Source organism: Micromonospora sp. NBRC 101691 (assembly GCF_030269285.1).
Lineage (GTDB): Bacteria > Actinomycetota > Actinomycetes > Mycobacteriales > Micromonosporaceae > Micromonospora > Micromonospora echinospora.
This window is the reverse complement of the sequence record NZ_BSTB01000015.1, coordinates 16698-34222: the sequence shown is the minus strand read 5'-3', so window position 1 is coordinate 34222 and position 17525 is coordinate 16698. Positions and strand designations below refer to the sequence as shown.

Here is a 17525-nt window from a genome sequence, read left to right as displayed (position 1 = left end):
GCCGCCACCCCGATCCCGGAACGCGCCGCCAACGCTCAGTGACCGTCCGTTCCCCTCCGGGGTCGTCGACGGTCCACCGGACACCGGAGCCCCCACCGCACCGGGCGGTGCCTCGCCGGGCGATTGTCGATCGTGGTGAGGGTGATCATGCTGGCGGACTTGTCGTCGGGAGCCGACCCAGCGTCCTGGCCCCGTTCCACGCCTACCTGCGGCACCGCCTCACCGACGGCGTCCACGAGACAGCTGACCTGCACGCCGAGATCCCGGCCTACGGCTGCCAGGGCAGCCTGCGCATGCTGCGGGACTGGCTCACCACCAACCGCACCCGACCCACCCTGTGATCGTCCGGGTGCCGTCGGCCCGGCGGATCACCGCCAGGATCATGCGCCCCGGCCACAAACTCACCGACGACGACCGCACTGATCTCGCCGACGCCCGCCACCGCTGCCCCGACCTCGACACCATCGCCGACCTCGCCCGCGGCTTCGCCGCACTGGTCCGCCACCAGGGCACCGGCCAGCACCTCGACGCCTGGATCGACCGGGCCCGGCACGCCGGATACCCCGAAATCCGCGGCTTCGCCACCGGCATGGCCAGCGACCGCGACGCCGTCGTCGCCGGCCTCACCCAGCCCTGGAGTTCAGGCCCGGTCGAAGGCCACGTCAACCGCATTTTTGGCTGAGGTAGACCCAGATGGCCGCCTCCCCCAGGGCGGGGTCCAGGAGCTGTCGAACTTCTTCGAACGGCGCGTCTCCGCCTACCAGGTCGGCGTCACCGGAAGCGTCAGCTTCGACGACGACTTCTGACCGACGGCGAGGGTCGGGACGCCACCGTCCCGGTCGTCGCTGTTCGAAGAGCGGAACCACCTCGATGCCGAGCAGCGTCGTGTCGGCCAGGCTGGGCACTTCGCGACTTCGCTTCCCGTGCCGCAGCAACGCGCCGACCTGCCGCGCCGCCCCTCGGTTGTGGCGGTGCGGTCAGATGCCGCCGGTGGCCTGTTTCACCGCTTCGCTCGGGTCGGACGGACGATCGGACGGGAGGTCGGACACAGGCTCGCCGGCATCGGGCCGGCCCGTGTCAGCGAAGGTGACCGGTGCGCCGAAGGCGGCGCGGCGGGAGGCCCGGCGCAGCGCGGTCAGCACCGCGGGTCCGGCGAGGACGATCGCCACCGCCGTGGTGATCGCCCGGCCGGTGTCCCAGCCGAAGGTCGAGGTGGCTGCGGTGAAGACGGCGAACCGGTGCAGGTTCTCCAGCACTGGAGCCCCGGCGACGTAGGAGAGCTGGGTGTCCGCGCCGGTGCTGAACGGCCAGAACCACAGGTTCATCAGCAGGCCGTACCCGTACGCGGCCACCGCGCCGTAGCCGGCGAGGAGAGCGATCTCGGCTCTGCCCTGCGGTCGTCTCGGCAGCAGGCCTGCGCCGAGACCGACCCAGGCGGCGGCGAGCATCTGGAACGGCAGCCACGGCCCGACCCCGGCGGTCAGCAACGCTGAGGCGAACAGCGATACTGCGCCGAGCAGGAACCCGAAGCCGGGGCCGAAGACGCGTCCGGCCAGAACGAGCAGGAAGAACACCGTTTCGATACCGGCGGTGCCGGCTCCCAGGGGACGCAGCGCGGCGTTGACCGCCGCGAGGACCCCGAGCATCGCCAGGGCCTTGCTGTCGATGCCGCCGGAGCTGAGTTCGGCGAGTACGAGCGCCATCAGCACCGGCAGCATGACGACGAGGACGAGCGGGGCCTCGCCGGTACGCGCGGTGCCCTCCGGCTGGGCGGGGACGACGAACGGCCAGGCGAAGGTGGCGAGCGCGGCGACCGAGGCGAGGACCAGGACGACGGCTGTGCGGGGGGCGACCCGGATCACGCTCACGCCGACGCTCCGCTGCCGGCCAGGGCGGTGGCGACCTGGTCCACGGTCAGCCAGGGCTCCGGCGCCAGGACCTTGGCCACCTGCGGGGCGAACGCCGGGGAGGCGAGCATGACCTCGGCGGCCGTGCCCTCGGCCACCACCTCCCCCTCGGCCATGACGATGACCCGGTCGGCGAGGCCGGCGACGAGTTCGACGTCGTGCGTCGCCACCACCACGGTCCGACCGGTGGCGGCGAGCCGGCGCACCAGGGCGGCGAACTGGCGTTTGGCGAGGTAGTCCAGTCCCCGGGTCGGCTCGTCGAGCAGGACCACCGGCGGGGCGGCGGTGAGCTGGACGGCGAGCGCGAGTCCGAGCCGTTGTCCCTCGGACAGGTCCCGGGGGTGGCGGTCGCCGGGCAAGCCGGGGGTGAGGTCGTCCACCAGTGCCCGGCAGGTGCCGGCCGGCGCCCCCGACTCCCGGTCCGCCTGCGCGCACTCGGCGTTTACGGTGTCGAGGTAGAGCAGGTCACCGGGGGTCTGCGGCACGAGTCCAACCCGACGGCGGGCCTGGGCGGCCGGCAGGGCCTTCGGGTCGACAGGGCCGTCGGGGCCGGCGACGGTGACCGTGCCGCCCTGCCGTGGGCCGCTGCCCTGGAGTGCCCAGAGCAGGCTGGACTTACCGGATCCGTTCCGGCCCATCAGGGCGACGATCCGACCGGGATGCAGGTCTAGGTCGACGCCGGCCACGGCGACCGTCCCTGGGTACCGCACGACGACCGAGCGGGCGGTAAGGAGCGGGACGGAGTCCGCGACGGTGGGAATCGTGGTCGGTGCCGTGCCGGTGAGGCGCTGGCGCAGCGTCGTCGCCCGCCGGCGGGCGTCGCGGACCGACAGCGGCAGCGGTGTCCAGCCGGCGAGGCGGCCGAGTTCGACCAGCGGCGGGCTGATGTCGGCGTCGGCGAGCACGGTCGCCGGATCCCCCTCGACCACGCGGCCGTCGCCGGCGAGGTAGACCAGCCGATCGGCGTACTGGACCACCCGCTCCAGCCGGTGTTCGGCGAGGACGACGGTGACGCCGAGGTCGTGGACCAGGCGGGTGACGGCGGCGAGGACGTCCTCGGCGGCCGTGGGGTCCAGCGCGGAGGTCGGCTCGTCGAGCACCAGGACCCGGGGGTGGCTGGTGAGGACCGCGCCGATCGCGACCCGCTGCTGTTGCCCGCCGGACAGGGTCCGCAGTGGCCGGTGCCGCAGGTCGGCGATGCCGAGCAGGTCCAGGGTCTCCTCGACCCGCTTGCGCATCACCGGAGCCGGCAGAGCGAGCTGCTCCATGCCGTAGGCGAGTTCCTCCTCGACGGTGTCGGTGACGAAGCCGGCCAGCGGGTCCTGTCCGACCACACCGACGACGTCGGCGAGGTCGCGTGGAGGGTGGTGGCGGGTGTCGCGGCCGTCCACCCGTACGGTGCCGTGCAGGGTGCCGCCGGTGAAGTGCGGCACCAGGCCGTTGATCGCCCGCAGCAGCGTCGACTTGCCGGCTCCGGTCCGGCCGACGACCAGGCACAGCTCCCCCTCGTCGACGTGGAGCGTCACGTCCCGGAGCATCGGGGTGTCGCTTCCGGCGTACCGGACCGTTACTCGGTCGAATTCGATCATCGTCCGCCTCCGGGGGTGCCGTGCCGTGCTGTGGCGGGTGGGGGTGCCAGCCAGGCGGGTGCCACGGCGACCGCGACCGCCAGCACCGTCAGTGGGGTCAGCTCGGGCCAGTTGAGCGGGCTGACCGGCGGGTAGAGCCGGGCCGGGTCGACCGAACCGGCCAGCATCACCAGGGCGGCGGCGGTCAGCCCGCAGCCGGCCACGGCCAGTTCGGCCAACCGCCACCGGTCGGGCCGGTAGCGGCTGCGGACCACCTGGCGACCGGCGATCAGCATCCCGGTCAGGGCGGTCACCAGGCCGCCGAGCAGCATCGGTCCGCCCAGATAGTCGGGGGCGGTGGCGTCGAGCAGCCCGTAGACGCCGACGCAGACGCCCACCAGTCCGGCGAGCACCAACGCGCCGGTGACGGCGCGCCGGCCGGTGGGTACGGCGGCTGTGCGGCCGTAGCCGCGGGAGTCCATCGCGGCGGCCAGGGCCACGGAGCGGTCCAGGGCGTCGGCGAGAACCGGTAGGGCGACGCCCCGCAGCGCGCGCAGTCCCTTCCCGGAGCCTCCGCGCAGGCGTCGTGCGCGACGTACCCGCAGCACGCTCTCCACCAGTTGCGGGGCGACCGACAACGCCACCACCACCGCCGTGCTCACCGCGTAGAGCGCCCCGGGTACGGCTTTGAGCAGTCGTTTCGGGTTGGCCAGGGCGTTCGCGGCGCCGAGGCAGATCAGCATGGTCGCCAGTCGGAGTCCGTCGTAGAACCCGCCGAGGAGTTCCTCGACGGCGACCGGCCCGAACAGGCGGATGCCCGCCGCCCATTCCGGCAGCGGGATCTCCGGTAGCCGGACCAGGATGTGTTCGCCCTGGCCGCCGCCGAAGACGATGCGGAACACGACCCGCATGGCGATGATCACCGTGCCGAGCAGCAGGTACATCCGGAACGCCATCGCCCAGGGGGCGTCGCTCCGGCGGCGGACGACCACGAACGCGGCGGTGCCGATCAGCAGGGCCAGTGGCAACGGGTTCGTGGTGTGGCTGGCCGCGGTGGCGAGTCCGAGCGCCCACAGCCACCACGCGCCGGGGTGCAGGGTCCGGGGCAGGCGGGAGGCCGGGGCGCTGACGTGGGGAACCGCCACCGGGGTTGGTGCGCCGGTGACGGTGGCATGGTCAGTCATCCGGTTCGGTGGCCCGCCGGCGGCGGGCGGCGAGGATTCCGCCGACGGCCAGTGCCACCAGCAGTAGTACGCCGGTCATCGTGCCCAGCGGGAGCCCGTTGTCGCGTCGGGCGGCGACTTCGGTGGCGACCGGCCCGTCGGCGGGTGTGGCCGGCGGGGCGGCGGTGGGGCCGCCGGTTCCTGGGGTGGCCGGCAGGCCCGTGGGGGCCGCGGTGGTCGGTGCCGCCGATGCCGACGCGGTGGCGGCCGACAGAGTGGTGGGTGCTCCCGCCGGCACGGGCCTTTCGGTGCGGGAGGGGGCGGCGGGTGCCGGTGGGGTCGCTGCGCCGGGCGGAGCCGGCTGGGATGGCGACGGTCGGGGCGGTGCCGGTCGCGTCGGGGCCACGCCGGGGCGGGGCGCGTCGTCGGGGCTGCGGTCGCGGGAGAACGACCAGCCCTCGAAGCTGCCGGCCGGCGGCCTGCGGTTCAGCACACCCTTGTCGCTGTAGCGCCAACTGCCGCCGTTGTCCGCGTGCCAGTAGGACCAGTAGGCGTTGGCCGGCGGCGTGTCCACGCACTTCTCGGTCGCCGCCGACGGCTTGCCCTCGATACGGCAGATGAAGCCCTCACCCCACCGCAGGGTGCCGGTGACCTGGAAGCCGGCGTTTTTCAGCGCCGCCAGGCCGGTCGCCTGAGCCCCCGGGGCGCAACGGACTACCGTCCCGCCGCCGAGTTCGTGGAAATCCACCACGACGGTGACTCCGGAGGCGTCCGGGCAGTGACCGGCGGTTCCGGCGGCGCGAGCCGGACCGGGTACCAGCAGTGTCGCGGCCATGACCACGGTGGCTGCCGCGAATCGGACCCCGGCGGTCATGTCGCGCGCCGACGGGTGAGCAGTAACAGGGCCGTTCCGCCGCCGATGAGCAGCAGCGCCACCAGGAGGTAGGTGATGACGGAGGCGCCGGTGGTGGGCAGGCCGCCGCCGACCGGTGTGGTGCTCGGGGCGGCGGAAGGGGTCGTCGCGGTCGGCGTCGGGGGCGGTGGGGTGGGGCTGTCGGAGTGGCTCGGTGTCGGTGTCGGGGTGGCGGAGCCGGACGGTGACGGTGAACCGCTGGGGGTCGGTGAGGCGGTGATGCTCGGTGAGGGGCTGGGCGAGGAGGGCGGGTCGAGGCCGATCCGGCCGAGGGGCACCTGCGCCAGGCCGAGCAGCGCCTGCGCGGTGGCTCGACGCCACTGGTCACGGTCGTTCTCCCCCAGGCCCGACGTACGGGCCGCCGTCAGGGTCTCGGCGTTGTAGGCGATCGCGCCGGCGTCGGCGGCGGCCGACCCGCCGGTCGTCGTGGTCAGTTGCAGCGCGACCAGGGCGGCGGCGGCCCGCGCGGCGGCGGTGTCGCGTCCGGCGGCGGCGAGGGCCTGCCCGGCCAGGCCGGTGCTGTTGGCGTTCGTGCCGCTGGTCGGGCCGGAACCGCCGAACGACCCGTCGGCCTGCTGCTGGGTCTGCAGCCAGTCGGCGCCGCGCCGGGCCGCGTCGGCGGCACCGGTGGCGCCGCTCTCGGCTGCGGTCAGCAGGGCCTGCACCGCCATGGCGGTCGAGTCGACGTCGAGGGTCGGGGCGGTCTGCGCGTCGCAGGTCGGCGTGTCGTCGGCGTCGGGGTACAGCCGGAAGCCACCCGCCGCGCACTGCTGGCGGACGAGGAAGTCCACGGTGTCCTGTGGTAGGTCACCGCTGCGGGCCAGTCCGAGCACGGTGAACGCCTGGTCGAAGGTGTTGCTGGCGTCGGGGCCGCTGGTGGCGGTGGTGCGGCTGGTGATGCGGCCCCGCTGGTCGCCGCTGTCCGCCCCGGCGACCAGGGCCAGGGTCTCCGTGCGCAGGTCGAAGCCGCCGAAGTCGGTCGGGTTCGCGCCGGCGGCGGTGGCGGCGTAGAGGAGTTTCGCCGTCGCGCCGCCGTCGGTGAAGCCCTCGATGCCCCAGTCGTCGTAGCTGTTGTACGACCGGACGTGGGCCGCCACCTGCCCGGTCGCCGCGCGGCGGGTCGGCTCGGCCGTGCCGGCGGCGGTCAGGGCGAGCAGACCGTCGATGGTCAGGCCCCAGTCCTGGCCGCCGAAGGGGCCGGGCAGTGCGCCATCGGTGAACTCGTCGGCCAGCCAGGTCGCGGCGTCGCGGGCGGCGGCCGGTTCGGCCGTGGCGGACGGGGCCGCGAGGCTGGGTGCGGTGGCGGCGAGCGCGACGAGCGCGGTCGTCGTGGCGACGCCGAGACCGGGACGTCGGAGCCGGGCCAGGGGCATGGTGGGTGCCTTTCGCGGAGCGGTCGGTGAGCTCCGGAGGGCACCTCGGACACGAAAAACCCGCTCGCGTGCATCGTGAGCGGGGTGACGGGCCTCGGCGGTGGCCGGACTTCACCCTGTGAACCTCGACAGTGGAAGCCGCTCGTCCCGGGCGGGGCATTCCGGCTCGCGAGGTGGGCCTCGCTCACGGTTGCGGGTCAGCGCCGGCTTCTACCGGCTTCCCCCCACACAGGACGTATGCAGTTGTGGCCCGGATGGACCGGGCGCCGACACGATACCGCCCGACCGTCACGCGACGCTAGACGGTGGTGCCGGCGCCCGATGCCGTCGAGGGTCAGCGCGGCTGGCCGGTCACGGGGCGGGGATGCTCGGCGCCGATCCCGATCCGAAGGACCAGCCCTCGACGCTACCGGGTGCGGGGTTGTAGCTGCCTGCCCCCGAGCTGCTGTAGGACCAGGCGCCGCCGCTCGGCGCGTGCCAGTACGACCAGTACGCCGTGACCGGCGGGGTGTTGACGCACGGGTCCGTCGCGGAGGTCGGCAGGCCGTTGATCCGGCAGACGAAAGCCAGCCCCCAGCGCTGGGTGCCGGTGACGGTGAAGCCCGCGCCCTGCAGGGCGGCCAGCCCGGTGGCCGGGTCGCCGGGTGCGCAGGCGACCTGCACTCCCCCGCCGAGGGCGGTGAAGTCCACCACGACGGTGACGCCGGAGGTGCCGGTGCAGGCGGCGGCCTGGGCCGGGCGTGGTGCGGGTTCGGCGGCGGTCAGGCCGGCGGCGAGGACTGCGGCCATCAGGCCGACGAGCCAGCCACGACGGGAGGGACGAAAACGGGACACGGATGCTCCTTCGATCGGGACGGTTGTTCCGGGGTTCAGCGGCAGAGCAGGGTGGGGGCGTCCAGGTCGGCACCGACGGCGGCGAGCCGTGGGTATCCGACCCCGGTCAGTCCGAGGACGGCCTGGGTGGTCGCCCGGTTGAGGGTCTCCCGGTCGAGGGCGCCGCCGTCGAAGTCGACCGCCCCCCGGTCGGCGGGCGCACCGGCGCAGCCGACCAGGAGTCCGACCAGGAACCCCCGGGCCCGGGCCCAGGCCAGGGGTCGGCCGCCGTCGCGCAGCGCCTGGGCGGCCAGCCCGGTGCTGTTCGCGTTCGCGGTGCCGGACGCGTTGGTGAAGCCCCCGTCGGTGCGCTGCACGGAGACCAGCCAGTGGAGTCCGGCGGTGGCGTCGGCCGGTCGGCCGGCGACCCGCAGGGCCTGCACCGCCAGGGCGGTGGCGTCCACGTCGGACACGCACGTCGGTTGGCCCGGCAGCACCGGGTAGCCGCCGTCGGGGCATCGGGTGCCGGCGAGCCACTCGCCTGCGGTGGGTGGGAGGCCGGCGGTGGTCCGGGCCAGCGCGAGGATCGCGAAGGACTGGCTGAACGCGTTGCTGTAGTCGCCGTACGCGGACCGGTCGGTGAACCGGCCGTTCGGTGCCTGGAGCGACCGCAGCCGGGTGACCAGGTCGAGTCCGCCCACGGCGGTCGGGTCGCCGCCGCGCACCTGCACGGCGAGGGTTAGCTTGGCGGTCGCTCCCGCGTACGCCTCGGTGGTGCCGTCGCCGAGGTAGCCGTCGCGGATGTCGGGGCGGGTGACCCAGGCCAGCGCCCGGGCTGCCGGGTCGTCGGCGACGCCGGCCGCGGCGAAGGCGAACACCGCGTCCAGGGTCAGTCCGGGGTCGGGGTAGGCGACACCATCGAAGACGACCTCGAACCGTTCACCGTCGACGAGTTGCCGGGCCAGCCAGCCGGCTGCGGCGTCGGACCGGTTGGCCACGGCCTGCACGGGCGTGATGAGGACGGGTGTGACGAGCGTGAGAACGGTGAGGACACCGCAAAGGAGGGTGAGCAGGCGGTGCCGGCTCAGGCGGACGACCATCGTCACGCGCCTTTCCGGCCCGGTGGTCGTCAGATCTCGACCGGTCGCCGAACGAGGGCAGCCGTCGAGACTCCGACCCGTGGGCCACGACGGGTTGAGGAGCGGGATACGCGGACACGGCGGGTATTCGGGCTCGCCGCCAGGGTGGACACCCTGGACGGCCTACCGTTGCGGGCCAGCGCCGGAATTCGACCGGACTTCCCCCACGCGTGTTCACGTCTTGAGTTATGGCCCACAGTTTCTGCTTCACCACGGCAGCTGTCAATGCCGGCGGTTCTGGCGGTCGGCACGCATCCGCGCCGCCGGCTTCAGGGCTTTGATGGGTGTGGCGCAGGACACGGCGCAAGGTCCTATGTGGTTGGACGGCGGCCCTTGCTAGGGTCGGCCCCGCGATGCATGAGGGAAGCCGGTGTGAGCCCGGCACGGTCCTCGCCACTGTGATCTGGCGAGAAGATCCTCTGACTCGAGAAGATCGGGCTTCTCGCTGGACCTGATCTTCATAGGCCTGGCGCTTGGACGTGGCAGCTGTCCAGCCCGCCGGACCTTCGCCCATGTGGGCAAGGAATGTCTGGGGGCCAGGGATCCTGGCACTGAACGCAGAACACCCCTCAGGTTGTTGGCGGCTGCGCCCGTACATCCCGCCATCGGTTTGACAGCGCTATAGCTACCGGCTATCTATTAGCGGTCCGGAGCGAATGGGGAGTGCCTGGATGCAGGACGTGGTGCTGGCCATGCTGGCGAAGGAGCCGGCGCATGGGTACGAGCTGCGCGGCCGGATGCGTGCCGCGCTGGGCCCGATCGGCGACACGATGAACGCCGGGCAGATCTACGTGGCGCTGGCCAGGCTGGGCAAGGCCGGGCTGGTGACCTCGGAGCGGGCCGAGGGGCTGCCGGACCGGCCGGACCGCCGGGTGTACGCGCTGACCCCGGCCGGACAGGAGCGGGTGGCGGGCTGGCTGGCCGAGGTGAGCTGGCCGAAGCCGGACCTCGCGGAGTTTCACCTGAAGCTGGTGGCCGCCGCGGCCGGCCGGCTTGCTGATCCCGTGGCGCTGGTCGACGCGCAGCGGCGCGAGGTGCTGCGCCGGCTGCGCGACGCCCAGCGCGCGGCGCTGGACCGGTCGGTGGATCCGGTTGCCGGGTTGCTGCTGGAGGGCGTCGTGCTGCGGCTGCGGGCCGACCTGGAGTGGTTGGAGGCATGCGAGCGCATGTGGGCCGGGCGTGATCGGACTGGGCGGAAGGCGGAGGCATGACCGGATCGATGGCGCTGCGGGCCCGCGGACTGACCAAGCGGTACGGCTCGAACGACACGCTGGTACGCGCGGTCGACGAGGTCGACCTGGACGTGCCCACCGGAGAGACGTTGGCGATCATGGGCCCGAGCGGCTGCGGCAAGTCCACCCTGCTGCACCTGCTCGGCGGGCTGCAACGCCCGACCGGCGGGCAGGTGTGGCTGGCCGAACACCGGATCGACACGATGAGCGAACGGGCCCTGGCCCGGCTTCGGCGCGACAGCGTCGGGTTCGTCTTCCAGTCGTTCCAGCTCATGGACGAGCTCACCGCGGTGGAGAACGTCGAGCTGGCCGCGCTGCTGGCCGGCCGGTCGCCGGGGCGGGCCCGTAAGCGGGCGATGTACCTGCTGGACCGGGTCGGGCTGGCCGACCGCGCCGCGCACCTGCCCTCGGCGCTGTCCGGTGGGCAACGCCAGCGGGTCGCCATCGCCCGCGCGTTGAGCAACGAGCCGCTGGTCTTGCTGGCCGACGAACCCACCGGCAACCTGGACAGCGCCGCCACCCTGGAGGTGCTGCGGCTGTTCGAGCAGTTGCACGTCGCGGGACAGACCCTCGTGGTGGTCACCCACGACGCCCGCATCGCCGCGGTCGCGGACCGGGTGATCTCCATGCGCGACGGGGCGTTCGCCGACGACAACCGATTCGCCGGCGCCGCCACCGGCACGCTCTACGACGGGCGGCGCTGACGTGTCCGGCCGCCTCCTGCTCGTCTGCCGGCTGCTGGTACGCGACCTGCTCCGCCGCCGGTCGGAGACGGTGCTGCTGGTGGTCGCCATCACCGCCGCCACCGCCACGCTGACCCTCGGCCTGGCCCTCAACGACATCGCCGAGCAGTCATACCAGCAGACCCGCACCGCCACCGCCGGCCCGGACGTGGTCGTGACACCCCTGGCCACCGGGCAGGCCGCGCTGGACGAGCTCGCCTCGATGACCACCGCGGCCGGCGTCACCGATCACAGCGGCCCCTTCCCGATCGCCTACCGGACGATGACCGCCCACGGCAGGTCCGCGCACGCCGTCGTCGAGGGTCGGGACGACGCACCCGTGTCGGTCGACCGGCCCGCCGTGACCGACGGCACCTGGGTACGCCCCGGCGGCGTGGTCGTCGAGCGCTTCTTCGCCGACGCCCTCGGCATCCGCACCGGCGACACGGTCAGCGTCGACGGCCATCCGCTGCGCGTGGTCGGGACCGCGGTCACCGCCGCGAGAGCGACGTATCCGTACGCCGGGTGGCACTACCCGAACAGTGTCCTGGTCGAGCGCGGGGGTCTGGTCTGGGTCGACCGCAGCGACGTCGCCACGCTCGCGGGCAGCCAACCGCTGTCGTACACCCTCAAGCTCAAACTCGCCGACCCGGCGGCCAGCAGCACGTACACCCTCGGCCCCCACCTCGCCACCTGGCAGGCGATCAGCCATCTCAACGGTCGGCTGTACAGCGACGCGCGGGTCACGCTGCTGGTCGGCAGCTGGCTGCTCAACGGCCTTGCGCTGGCCGGCGTCGCCGGCATCGTCGCGGGCCGGGTCATCGGCCAGCGCCGTCGGGTGGGACTACTCAAGGCCGTCGGCGCCGGACCGGCCATGATCGCCGCCGTCCACCTCGCCGAGTACCTCGTGATCGGGCTTGTCGCCGCCGCCACCGGCCTGGCCGCGGGCTGGTTCGCCGCACCCGTGCTGATCCGCCCCAGCGCCGGACTCATCGGCACCGTCGACGCCCAGCCACCCGCGCTGCCCACGGTGATCGCCGGCGCGGCCCTCGCCCTCACGATCGCTGTGGCGGCGACTCTCGTACCGGTGGTACGCGCCGCCACCACCAGCACCGTCCACGCGCTGGCCGACGCCGCGACGCCACCGCGGCGCCGGCGGTGGCGCATCTGGCTGTCGCGGCGGCTGCCCACCGCCCTGCTGATCGGGGTACGCCTCAACGCGCGCCGGCCGCACCGCGCCCGGCTGGTCACGGTGAACACCCTGATCACCACGACCGCGCTCGTCGCGATGCTCACGGTCGGCACCCAGGTGGTGCACTTCGACCTCGGCCACACGGAGCTCGCCAATCCCCGGGTGGAACGGGGCGAGCAGGCCATGCTCGTGCTCGCCGTCGTGCTCTGCGTTCTTGCGCTCGTCAACGCCGTCGTGAGCGCCGGTACCGCGGTCCTCGACGCCCGGCAGCCGCTGGCCGTCGCGCGGACGCTCGGCACCACGCCCACGCAGGCCGGCGTGGGCCTGGCGCTGGCGCAACTGCTTCCCGCCGTACCCGGCGTCGCTGCGGGCATCCCGGCCGGCCTCGGGCTTGTCGCGTTCCTCAGTATCCGCGAGGTCCAGTACCCACCCACCTCCTGGCTGCTCGCCACCGCACTCGGAGTCCTGCTCGCCATCGCCGCGCTCACCGCCGTCCCCGCAGTGGTCGCCACCCGACGCCCGGTCGTGGACACCCTCCAGTCCGCACCGACCTGACAGCTGTCCCCGGCAGACGTTGAGTTCCCCCCGCTTTGACGGAGCGGTGGTTACCTGCTGCCGGCTGGCGCAGGGGTGGCGGTAGTTGGCTCGGCTGGTTCCGTCTGGCGGCTGTGCCAGGCGGCCTCGTACTCGTTCGGGCTGAGGTAGTCCAGCTCCTTCTGGATGCGGCGGGTGTTGTACCAGCCGTCGATGTAGGCGAAGATCGCGTTCTCGGCCTCGTCGCGGGTCCGCCAGGACGTGCGGTAGACGAGTTCGATCTTCAACGTCGACCAGAAATTCTCCATCAGCGCGTTGTCGAACGAGTCGCCGACGGAGCCCATCGAGGGCAGGATCACGTTGTCCTGCAAGCGTTCCGCGAAGCGGACAGACGTGTAGTTCGACCCCCTGTCCGAGTGGTGGATCAACTGGCCGTCGCGGACATCACGCGACCAGATGCCGTATTCGAGGGCGGCGAGGATCAGGTCGGTGTCGCAGCGGTCGGAGGTCTTCCACCCGACAATCCGTCGGGAGAACACATCACGGACCGCGGCCAGCCAGAACGCGCCTTCACCTCACGGGATGCGGGTGGCGTCGGCGACCCAGAGCCGGTTCGGCCTGTCGGCGGTGAACTGCCGGTTGACCAGATCCGGTGCTGGCGTCGCCCGTGGATCCTGCCGGGTGCAGCCGCCGCGCCAGCCTCGACGCAGGAACGCGCCCTGCCAGCCATGGGCGGCCATCAGCCGCTCGACGCGCTTGCGGCCCACGCGGATGCCGTCGCGGCGTAGCTGCCGGTGGACCCGGTCCGCGCCGTAGGTGCGCCCCGATGTCTCCCAGATCTCGTGGATGTTGGAGATCAGCCCCCGGTCGACCACGTCCCGGTCACAGGGCTGCTCGGCCCGCTTCACCCACGCGTAGTAGGTCGAGGCGCCGACGTTGAGGACCCGTAGCAGGAGCGCGACCGCGAACTGGTCACGGTGTTCGTGGATGAACCTCATGACCGTCGCCGGGTCGGGTCGAGCTCCGCCGCGAAATACGCGCTCGCCGCCTTCAGGATCTCGTTCGCCCGACGCAGCTCGGCGACTTCCCTGCGCAGCCGGCGGTTCTCCTCGGCCATCTCACTGGTGGGCCGTTCAGCGCGCTCACCCGCGTCTGCCTCGGCCTGACGGATCCAGTTCCGCAACGCCTCGTGATGCACGCCGAGCTGCTCGGCCAGGCGCCGGATCACCGGCTTCGGGTCCGACTCGCGGTACAAGCGCACAGCGCGCTGGCGTAGCTCATCGGGGTACTTCTTCGGTGCTGCCACGGACGACTTCCTCCCCACGGCCATCAGACCATGATCAAGAAGCTCCATGAAAGCGGGGGTGGCTCACGGCGAGCGTGCCGCTGTTCGCTGCCGCGTCGTCCTACTACGGCTCGGCAGGCAACCCGTACCCGCCGCGCCTGAGCCCTCTCCTACACCACCTGCCCGGACGTGACCCAGCGCACCCGCCAGGGCCGCCTGACGGCGAAGGAGAATGTGCGTGTCTTGCACCCATGATTGTAAGTGGCCGAGCCCGGCACTGTAGGCGCATGAACACGGAGCCCACCCAGCGAATCGGAAGCACCACCGCTTCCGATGTCCTCGGCGACGGCTGGTGGGCGCCTGCCCTGGCGTTGCACGAGCGGACCTGCGGGATCGACCGGCTCGACGATCCGTTGGACGGATCGTCGCGGGCCCGGCTCGACCGGTGGCGGGCCCGGTACAGCCCACACGGCGAGCAGGCGTTTCAGCAGTGGCTGGCGGAGGTTGGCCTCGACGAAGCGGACCTGCTGCGATTGCTTGCCGAACCGCCTGCCGCGTTGGCCGCCCGGACTGGCCGCCCTCGCTGGGCGCGGACTGTCGAGGGGGCGGTTCGGTCGGCGGTTCCGCCACCTGCGGACACGCCGGTGCCCAGCCGGTGGCAGGAGGCGTTCGCCTGGCCATTGCGGCAGCTGGTGACAGCCACGGTGGCGGAGGTCGTCACCCGGCTCACGCCGTATCAGGCCGCTGGCCGGCTCGACGTGCCCGGGATAGTAGCCGATTTCGATGCCGACCTGAGCCGACGGCTGGTGGATGTCGCCGCCCGCACCTTCGTCGTCGAGCTGCACGCCTGGCGGGATGCGGGGCGTCTACGCGGAGCCGACGGGCGGCAACGGTTTGCCGACTTCGTCCGGCAGCTGAGCACGCCAGCCGGACTGGGCGAGATCTTCGCCAGGTACCCGGTGCTGGCCCGGCTTCTCGCGGAATCCAGCCAGTTCGAGGCCGATGCGCTGACCGAGGCGCTGATTCGCTTCGTCGAAGACCGGCCGGCCGTCGTCCGCGTCGTGCTCGACGGTGCCGACCCTGGGATGGTGCAGACGGTCGGCACCGAGCAGAGTGATCCCCATCAACGGGGCCGGAGGGTCCGGGTTCTCTCTTTCAGCAACGGCTCCAGAGTTGTCTACAAACCTCGGGGCACAAAGGCCCAACTGCGTCTGACCGAGCTGGTCGACTGGTTGAACGCTGCTGTTCCCGAGCTCGGCCTGCGCACGCCGGCCGTCCTCGCCAGCGGCGGCCACGGCTGGATGGAGTTCGTCGCTCGCGCTCCACTGGCCGATTCCGATGCCGCCTCGGCCTACTACCGGCGCCTCGGGGCGTTACTCGCCCTCTTGCACATCGTGCACGCCACCGATATGCACTGCGAGAATGTCATCGCCGCCGGTAGCCAGCCCTTGGTGGTCGACGCCGAGACGCTGTTCCACCCGGCCATGCCGGCGGCCTACGGCACCGCCGACCCGGCCGCGCGGGTACTCGCCCACTCGGTGGCCCGCACCGCGCTGCTGCCCTGGGCCGAGGTCGGCAGTGGGACGGACATGTCAGCTCTGGCCGGTTCGGTGTGCTCGACGGTCCTGCGCTGGGAGGTGGCCGGCACCGACCAGATGCAGCCCAGCGGGCGTGCGCCGCACGTGGCCGACGGGCACAGTCGGCCTGTCCTGGCTGGCCAGGCATTGGAGCCCGCCGTTTACCGAAGGGATTTTCTGCGTGGGTTCCGGCTGGCCTACGACGCGGCGGCTCGGGACCGGAACAGGCTCTTGGACATCGTGCGTCACTGCGCCGACCTCGACGTCCGGGTGGTGGTCCGGCCCACCCGCCGGTACCGGGCACTGCTCGAAGAAGCGGGCTACCCTGCGGTGCTGCGCGACGGGCTGGACCGGGACCAGGTGCTCGCCCCGCTGTGGCTGGAGGCGAACGACCGGCTTCGGCGAACCGTCGCGGCGGATGAGGCGGTTGACCTGTGGGCCGGTGACGTTCCGCTGTTTCAGACCCGTCCAGGCAGTCGCGATCTGTGGACCTCGGATGGACGTCGGCTGCCGAACCTCTTGGACCGGCCTGAGAACGAGCGGGTGGAGGAGACCATCACCCGGCTCGGTGAGGTGGATCGACAGGACCAGGAATGGATCATCACGGCGACCATGGCCACCCGGCGACCCTCCCCGGTTCACCAGCCCGCGGGCCGGCCGTTCCGGCACCTGAACACGGTCGCCGCTCCACCGCAGCGCCTGCTTGCCGCCGCGTGCGAGGTTGCCGACCGGATCGTGGCAGCCGGCATCTCTGACGGCGACAGGGTCAACTGGTTGGGGGTGGAGCCGACTGACGACCATGAGTGGCTGCTCCTGCCGGCCGGAGCTAGCCTGGCCCACGGACATCTCGGTGTGGCTCTCTTCCTGGCCCAGGTAGCCCGGTTGACCAGGATACCCCGCTACGCCGACGTCGCCCGCCGCGCCACTCACTCCTACCCGGAACTATGTCGAATGCTGGCCGGACAGCCGCAATTCGTGGCTGCGGTCGGCTGCGGCGGCATGTCCGGGTTGGGTGGCATGGCCTACGCGTTGGCCAGGCTGGCAGTGCTGCTCGCCGATCCGGATCTCGCCGCGCTCGCTGCGGATACCGTCGATCTCGCTGCTACCGCGACGGACCCGGCCCTGCCCGGTTGGACGGACGGTGTGGCCGGATGTCTGGCCGCGATGCTCGCCGTGCACCGCGAACTCGGACTGACCTCCGCATGGCGGCTGGCTCAGCGCTGTGCCGACCTGCTGGTTCCCATCGTGCGGCAGGCAGCGCCGGACGACAGGTCGGACGCCTTCGGCACCGGATGGGCCGGCATCGGTTACGCCCTGCACCGGATGGCCGCACCTCTGCCCCGCTACCGGTCCGTCACCGCGCGGGCGATGGCACTGGTGTCGGCCGTACCGGAGGCATCGGACGGCAACCGAGGCTGGTGTTCGGGGCACGCGGGACGTCTGGTGGCCACGGCAGTCACGACCGTCGTTGACGATGTCGACCGGGGTGTCCGGGTTCTGTCCAATCGGGCAGTGCTGCGGGATCTGAGCCTCTGCCACGGCGAACTGGGAGTGACCGAGGCGTTGACCGTGCTTGCGGGGACAGGCTGCCATCGCAGGGCCGCTCAGGCGTGTCAGCGTCGCGCGGGCCTCGTCCTGGACGCGCTTCGTCGACACGGACCGGTCTGTGGGACCCCCGACGAGGTGGTCACGCCGGGGCTGCTCACCGGGCTGGCCGGCATCGGCTACGGACTGCTGCGCCTCGGCTTCGCCACGCAGGTGCCCTCCGTACTGCTGCTCGAACCATCGGGGCCGCGATAGATGAGCCGATGACCCCTTTTTTCGACCAATACCTTCTATTCAAAAACGCCCGTATTAATGTAACAGGAGGTCAAATGTCTAGCACCAGCGACGCCCGGACCGGATACGACGAGCACACCGGCGAGCCGACGCAGCGGAGCGACCACCGCCATCCCTCTCCCGTCAGGCTCCGCGCGGCGATCCTCGCTGGCCTGATTGTCGCGACCACCGGCGGCGGTGTCCCCGTCCAGGGTGTCGTCGACGACCCCGTACGCATTGTTTCCGGCACCAGCACGACCTGCTGCCCCCCGACTGAAGGCTAGTGACC

16 protein-coding genes, 1 pseudogene and 1 riboswitch are annotated in these 17525 nt (G+C 72.4%); of the genes and pseudogenes, 7 read left to right on the top strand and 10 right to left on the bottom strand.

What is annotated here, in order from left to right:
• The first annotated feature begins 107 nt into the window (after positions 1-107).
• The 3 genes from QSK20_RS21640 to QSK20_RS21630 are packed head-to-tail and all read left to right on the top strand — an operon-like array spanning position 108 to position 806.
• Entirely contained in the window at positions 108-341 is a 234-nt protein-coding gene (locus QSK20_RS21640; protein ID WP_285790422.1) for a hypothetical protein, read from the top strand.
• An 8-nt stretch (positions 342-349) separates the two neighbouring features.
• Positions 350-682, top strand: a complete 333-nt coding sequence (locus tag QSK20_RS21635; protein ID WP_502888976.1) for a transposase — start codon at positions 350-352, stop codon at positions 680-682.
• A complete protein-coding gene (locus QSK20_RS21630; RefSeq protein WP_285790551.1) occupies positions 675-806 on the top strand; it encodes a hypothetical protein in 132 nt (43 codons plus the stop codon). The genes QSK20_RS21635 and QSK20_RS21630 overlap by 8 nt, the downstream gene beginning before the upstream one ends.
• 171 nt (positions 807-977) lie before the next feature.
• On the opposite strand, the gene QSK20_RS21625 is transcribed toward QSK20_RS21630, so the two are convergent.
• The 7 genes from QSK20_RS21625 to QSK20_RS21595 form a co-directional block, all read right to left on the bottom strand.
• Complete coding sequence (locus tag QSK20_RS21625; RefSeq protein WP_285790421.1) at positions 978-1868, bottom strand: ECF transporter S component; 891 nt, start codon at positions 1866-1868, stop codon at positions 978-980.
• On the bottom strand, positions 1865-3496 hold the full coding sequence (locus QSK20_RS21620; RefSeq protein ID WP_285790420.1) for an ABC transporter ATP-binding protein: 1632 nt from the start codon (positions 3494-3496) through the stop codon (positions 1865-1867). Before QSK20_RS21620 ends, QSK20_RS21625 begins: the two co-directional genes overlap by 4 nt.
• The gene (locus QSK20_RS21615) at positions 3493-4659 is read right to left on the bottom strand and encodes an energy-coupling factor transporter transmembrane component T (protein WP_285790419.1); all 1167 of its coding nucleotides are present in this window, start codon (positions 4657-4659) and stop codon (positions 3493-3495) included. The genes QSK20_RS21620 and QSK20_RS21615 overlap by 4 nt, the downstream gene beginning before the upstream one ends.
• Positions 4652-5473 carry an SCO2322-related protein gene (locus tag QSK20_RS21610; RefSeq protein WP_285790418.1) on the bottom strand — a complete coding sequence of 274 codons (822 nt, stop codon included), beginning with the start codon at positions 5471-5473 and terminating at the stop codon, positions 4652-4654. The genes QSK20_RS21615 and QSK20_RS21610 overlap by 8 nt, the downstream gene beginning before the upstream one ends.
• Before the next feature lie 35 nt (positions 5474-5508).
• Positions 5509-6924, bottom strand: coding sequence for a prenyltransferase/squalene oxidase repeat-containing protein (locus QSK20_RS21605; RefSeq protein WP_285790417.1), 1416 nt, complete (start codon positions 6922-6924; stop codon positions 5509-5511).
• Positions 6925-7275: 351 nt separating this feature from the next.
• Complete coding sequence (locus QSK20_RS21600; protein ID WP_352232307.1) at positions 7276-7713, bottom strand: SCO2322-related protein; 438 nt, start codon at positions 7711-7713, stop codon at positions 7276-7278.
• An 80-nt stretch (positions 7714-7793) separates the two neighbouring features.
• A complete protein-coding gene (locus QSK20_RS21595) occupies positions 7794-8837 on the bottom strand; it encodes a prenyltransferase/squalene oxidase repeat-containing protein (RefSeq protein WP_285790545.1) in 1044 nt (347 codons plus the stop codon).
• A 101-nt stretch (positions 8838-8938) separates the two neighbouring features.
• A riboswitch (cobalamin riboswitch) is annotated at positions 8939-9064 on the bottom strand.
• Between the two features lie 483 nt (positions 9065-9547).
• Between QSK20_RS21595 and QSK20_RS21590 the strand changes: the two genes are divergently transcribed.
• From QSK20_RS21590 to QSK20_RS21580, 3 genes are read left to right on the top strand one after another with little or no spacing between them, the layout of a single operon-like run.
• On the top strand, positions 9548-10087 hold the full coding sequence (locus tag QSK20_RS21590) for a PadR family transcriptional regulator (protein ID WP_285790415.1): 540 nt from the start codon (positions 9548-9550) through the stop codon (positions 10085-10087).
• A complete protein-coding gene (locus QSK20_RS21585; protein ID WP_285790414.1) occupies positions 10084-10812 on the top strand; it encodes an ABC transporter ATP-binding protein in 729 nt (242 codons plus the stop codon). Before QSK20_RS21590 ends, QSK20_RS21585 begins: the two co-directional genes overlap by 4 nt.
• A gap of 1 nt (position 10813) precedes the next feature.
• Entirely contained in the window at positions 10814-12577 is a 1764-nt protein-coding gene (locus QSK20_RS21580) for an ABC transporter permease (RefSeq protein ID WP_285790413.1), read from the top strand.
• 50 nt (positions 12578-12627) lie between these two features.
• Here the strand turns inward: QSK20_RS21580 and QSK20_RS21575 are convergent.
• The 3 genes and pseudogenes from QSK20_RS21575 to QSK20_RS21565 form a co-directional block, all read right to left on the bottom strand.
• Positions 12628-13116: pseudogene (locus tag QSK20_RS21575) on the bottom strand (IS3 family transposase); the annotation flags it as partial.
• A 15-nt stretch (positions 13117-13131) separates the two neighbouring features.
• Entirely contained in the window at positions 13132-13554 is a 423-nt protein-coding gene (locus tag QSK20_RS21570) for an IS3 family transposase (protein ID WP_285790412.1), read from the bottom strand.
• Positions 13551-13862, bottom strand: coding sequence for a transposase (locus tag QSK20_RS21565; RefSeq protein ID WP_285790411.1), 312 nt, complete (start codon positions 13860-13862; stop codon positions 13551-13553). The genes QSK20_RS21570 and QSK20_RS21565 overlap by 4 nt, the downstream gene beginning before the upstream one ends.
• A gap of 266 nt (positions 13863-14128) precedes the next feature.
• Between QSK20_RS21565 and QSK20_RS21560 the strand changes: the two genes are divergently transcribed.
• Positions 14129-17218, top strand: a complete 3090-nt coding sequence (locus QSK20_RS21560; protein ID WP_285790410.1) for a type 2 lanthipeptide synthetase LanM family protein — start codon at positions 14129-14131, stop codon at positions 17216-17218.
• Positions 17219-17525: the final 307 nt, after the last annotated feature.

Coding starts and splice junctions, on each gene's coding strand:
- QSK20_RS21620 (WP_285790420.1), bottom strand. CDS start 3,496: ATGATCGAATTCGACCGAGTAACGGTCCGGTACGCCGGAAGCGACACC.
- QSK20_RS21615 (WP_285790419.1), bottom strand. CDS start 4,659: ATGACTGACCATGCCACCGTCACCGGCGCACCAACCCCGGTGGCGGTT.
- QSK20_RS21610 (WP_285790418.1), bottom strand. CDS start 5,473: ATGGCCGCGACACTGCTGGTACCCGGTCCGGCTCGCGCCGCCGGAACC.
- QSK20_RS21605 (WP_285790417.1), bottom strand. CDS start 6,924: ATGCCCCTGGCCCGGCTCCGACGTCCCGGTCTCGGCGTCGCCACGACG.
- QSK20_RS21600 (WP_352232307.1), bottom strand. CDS start 7,713: ATGGCCGCAGTCCTCGCCGCCGGCCTGACCGCCGCCGAACCCGCACCA.
- QSK20_RS21595 (WP_285790545.1), bottom strand. CDS start 8,837: ATGGTCGTCCGCCTGAGCCGGCACCGCCTGCTCACCCTCCTTTGCGGT.
- QSK20_RS21590 (WP_285790415.1), top strand. CDS start 9,548: ATGCAGGACGTGGTGCTGGCCATGCTGGCGAAGGAGCCGGCGCATGGG.
- QSK20_RS21585 (WP_285790414.1), top strand. CDS start 10,084: ATGACCGGATCGATGGCGCTGCGGGCCCGCGGACTGACCAAGCGGTAC.
- QSK20_RS21570 (WP_285790412.1), bottom strand. CDS start 13,554: ATGAGGTTCATCCACGAACACCGTGACCAGTTCGCGGTCGCGCTCCTG.
- QSK20_RS21560 (WP_285790410.1), top strand. CDS start 14,129: ATGAACACGGAGCCCACCCAGCGAATCGGAAGCACCACCGCTTCCGAT.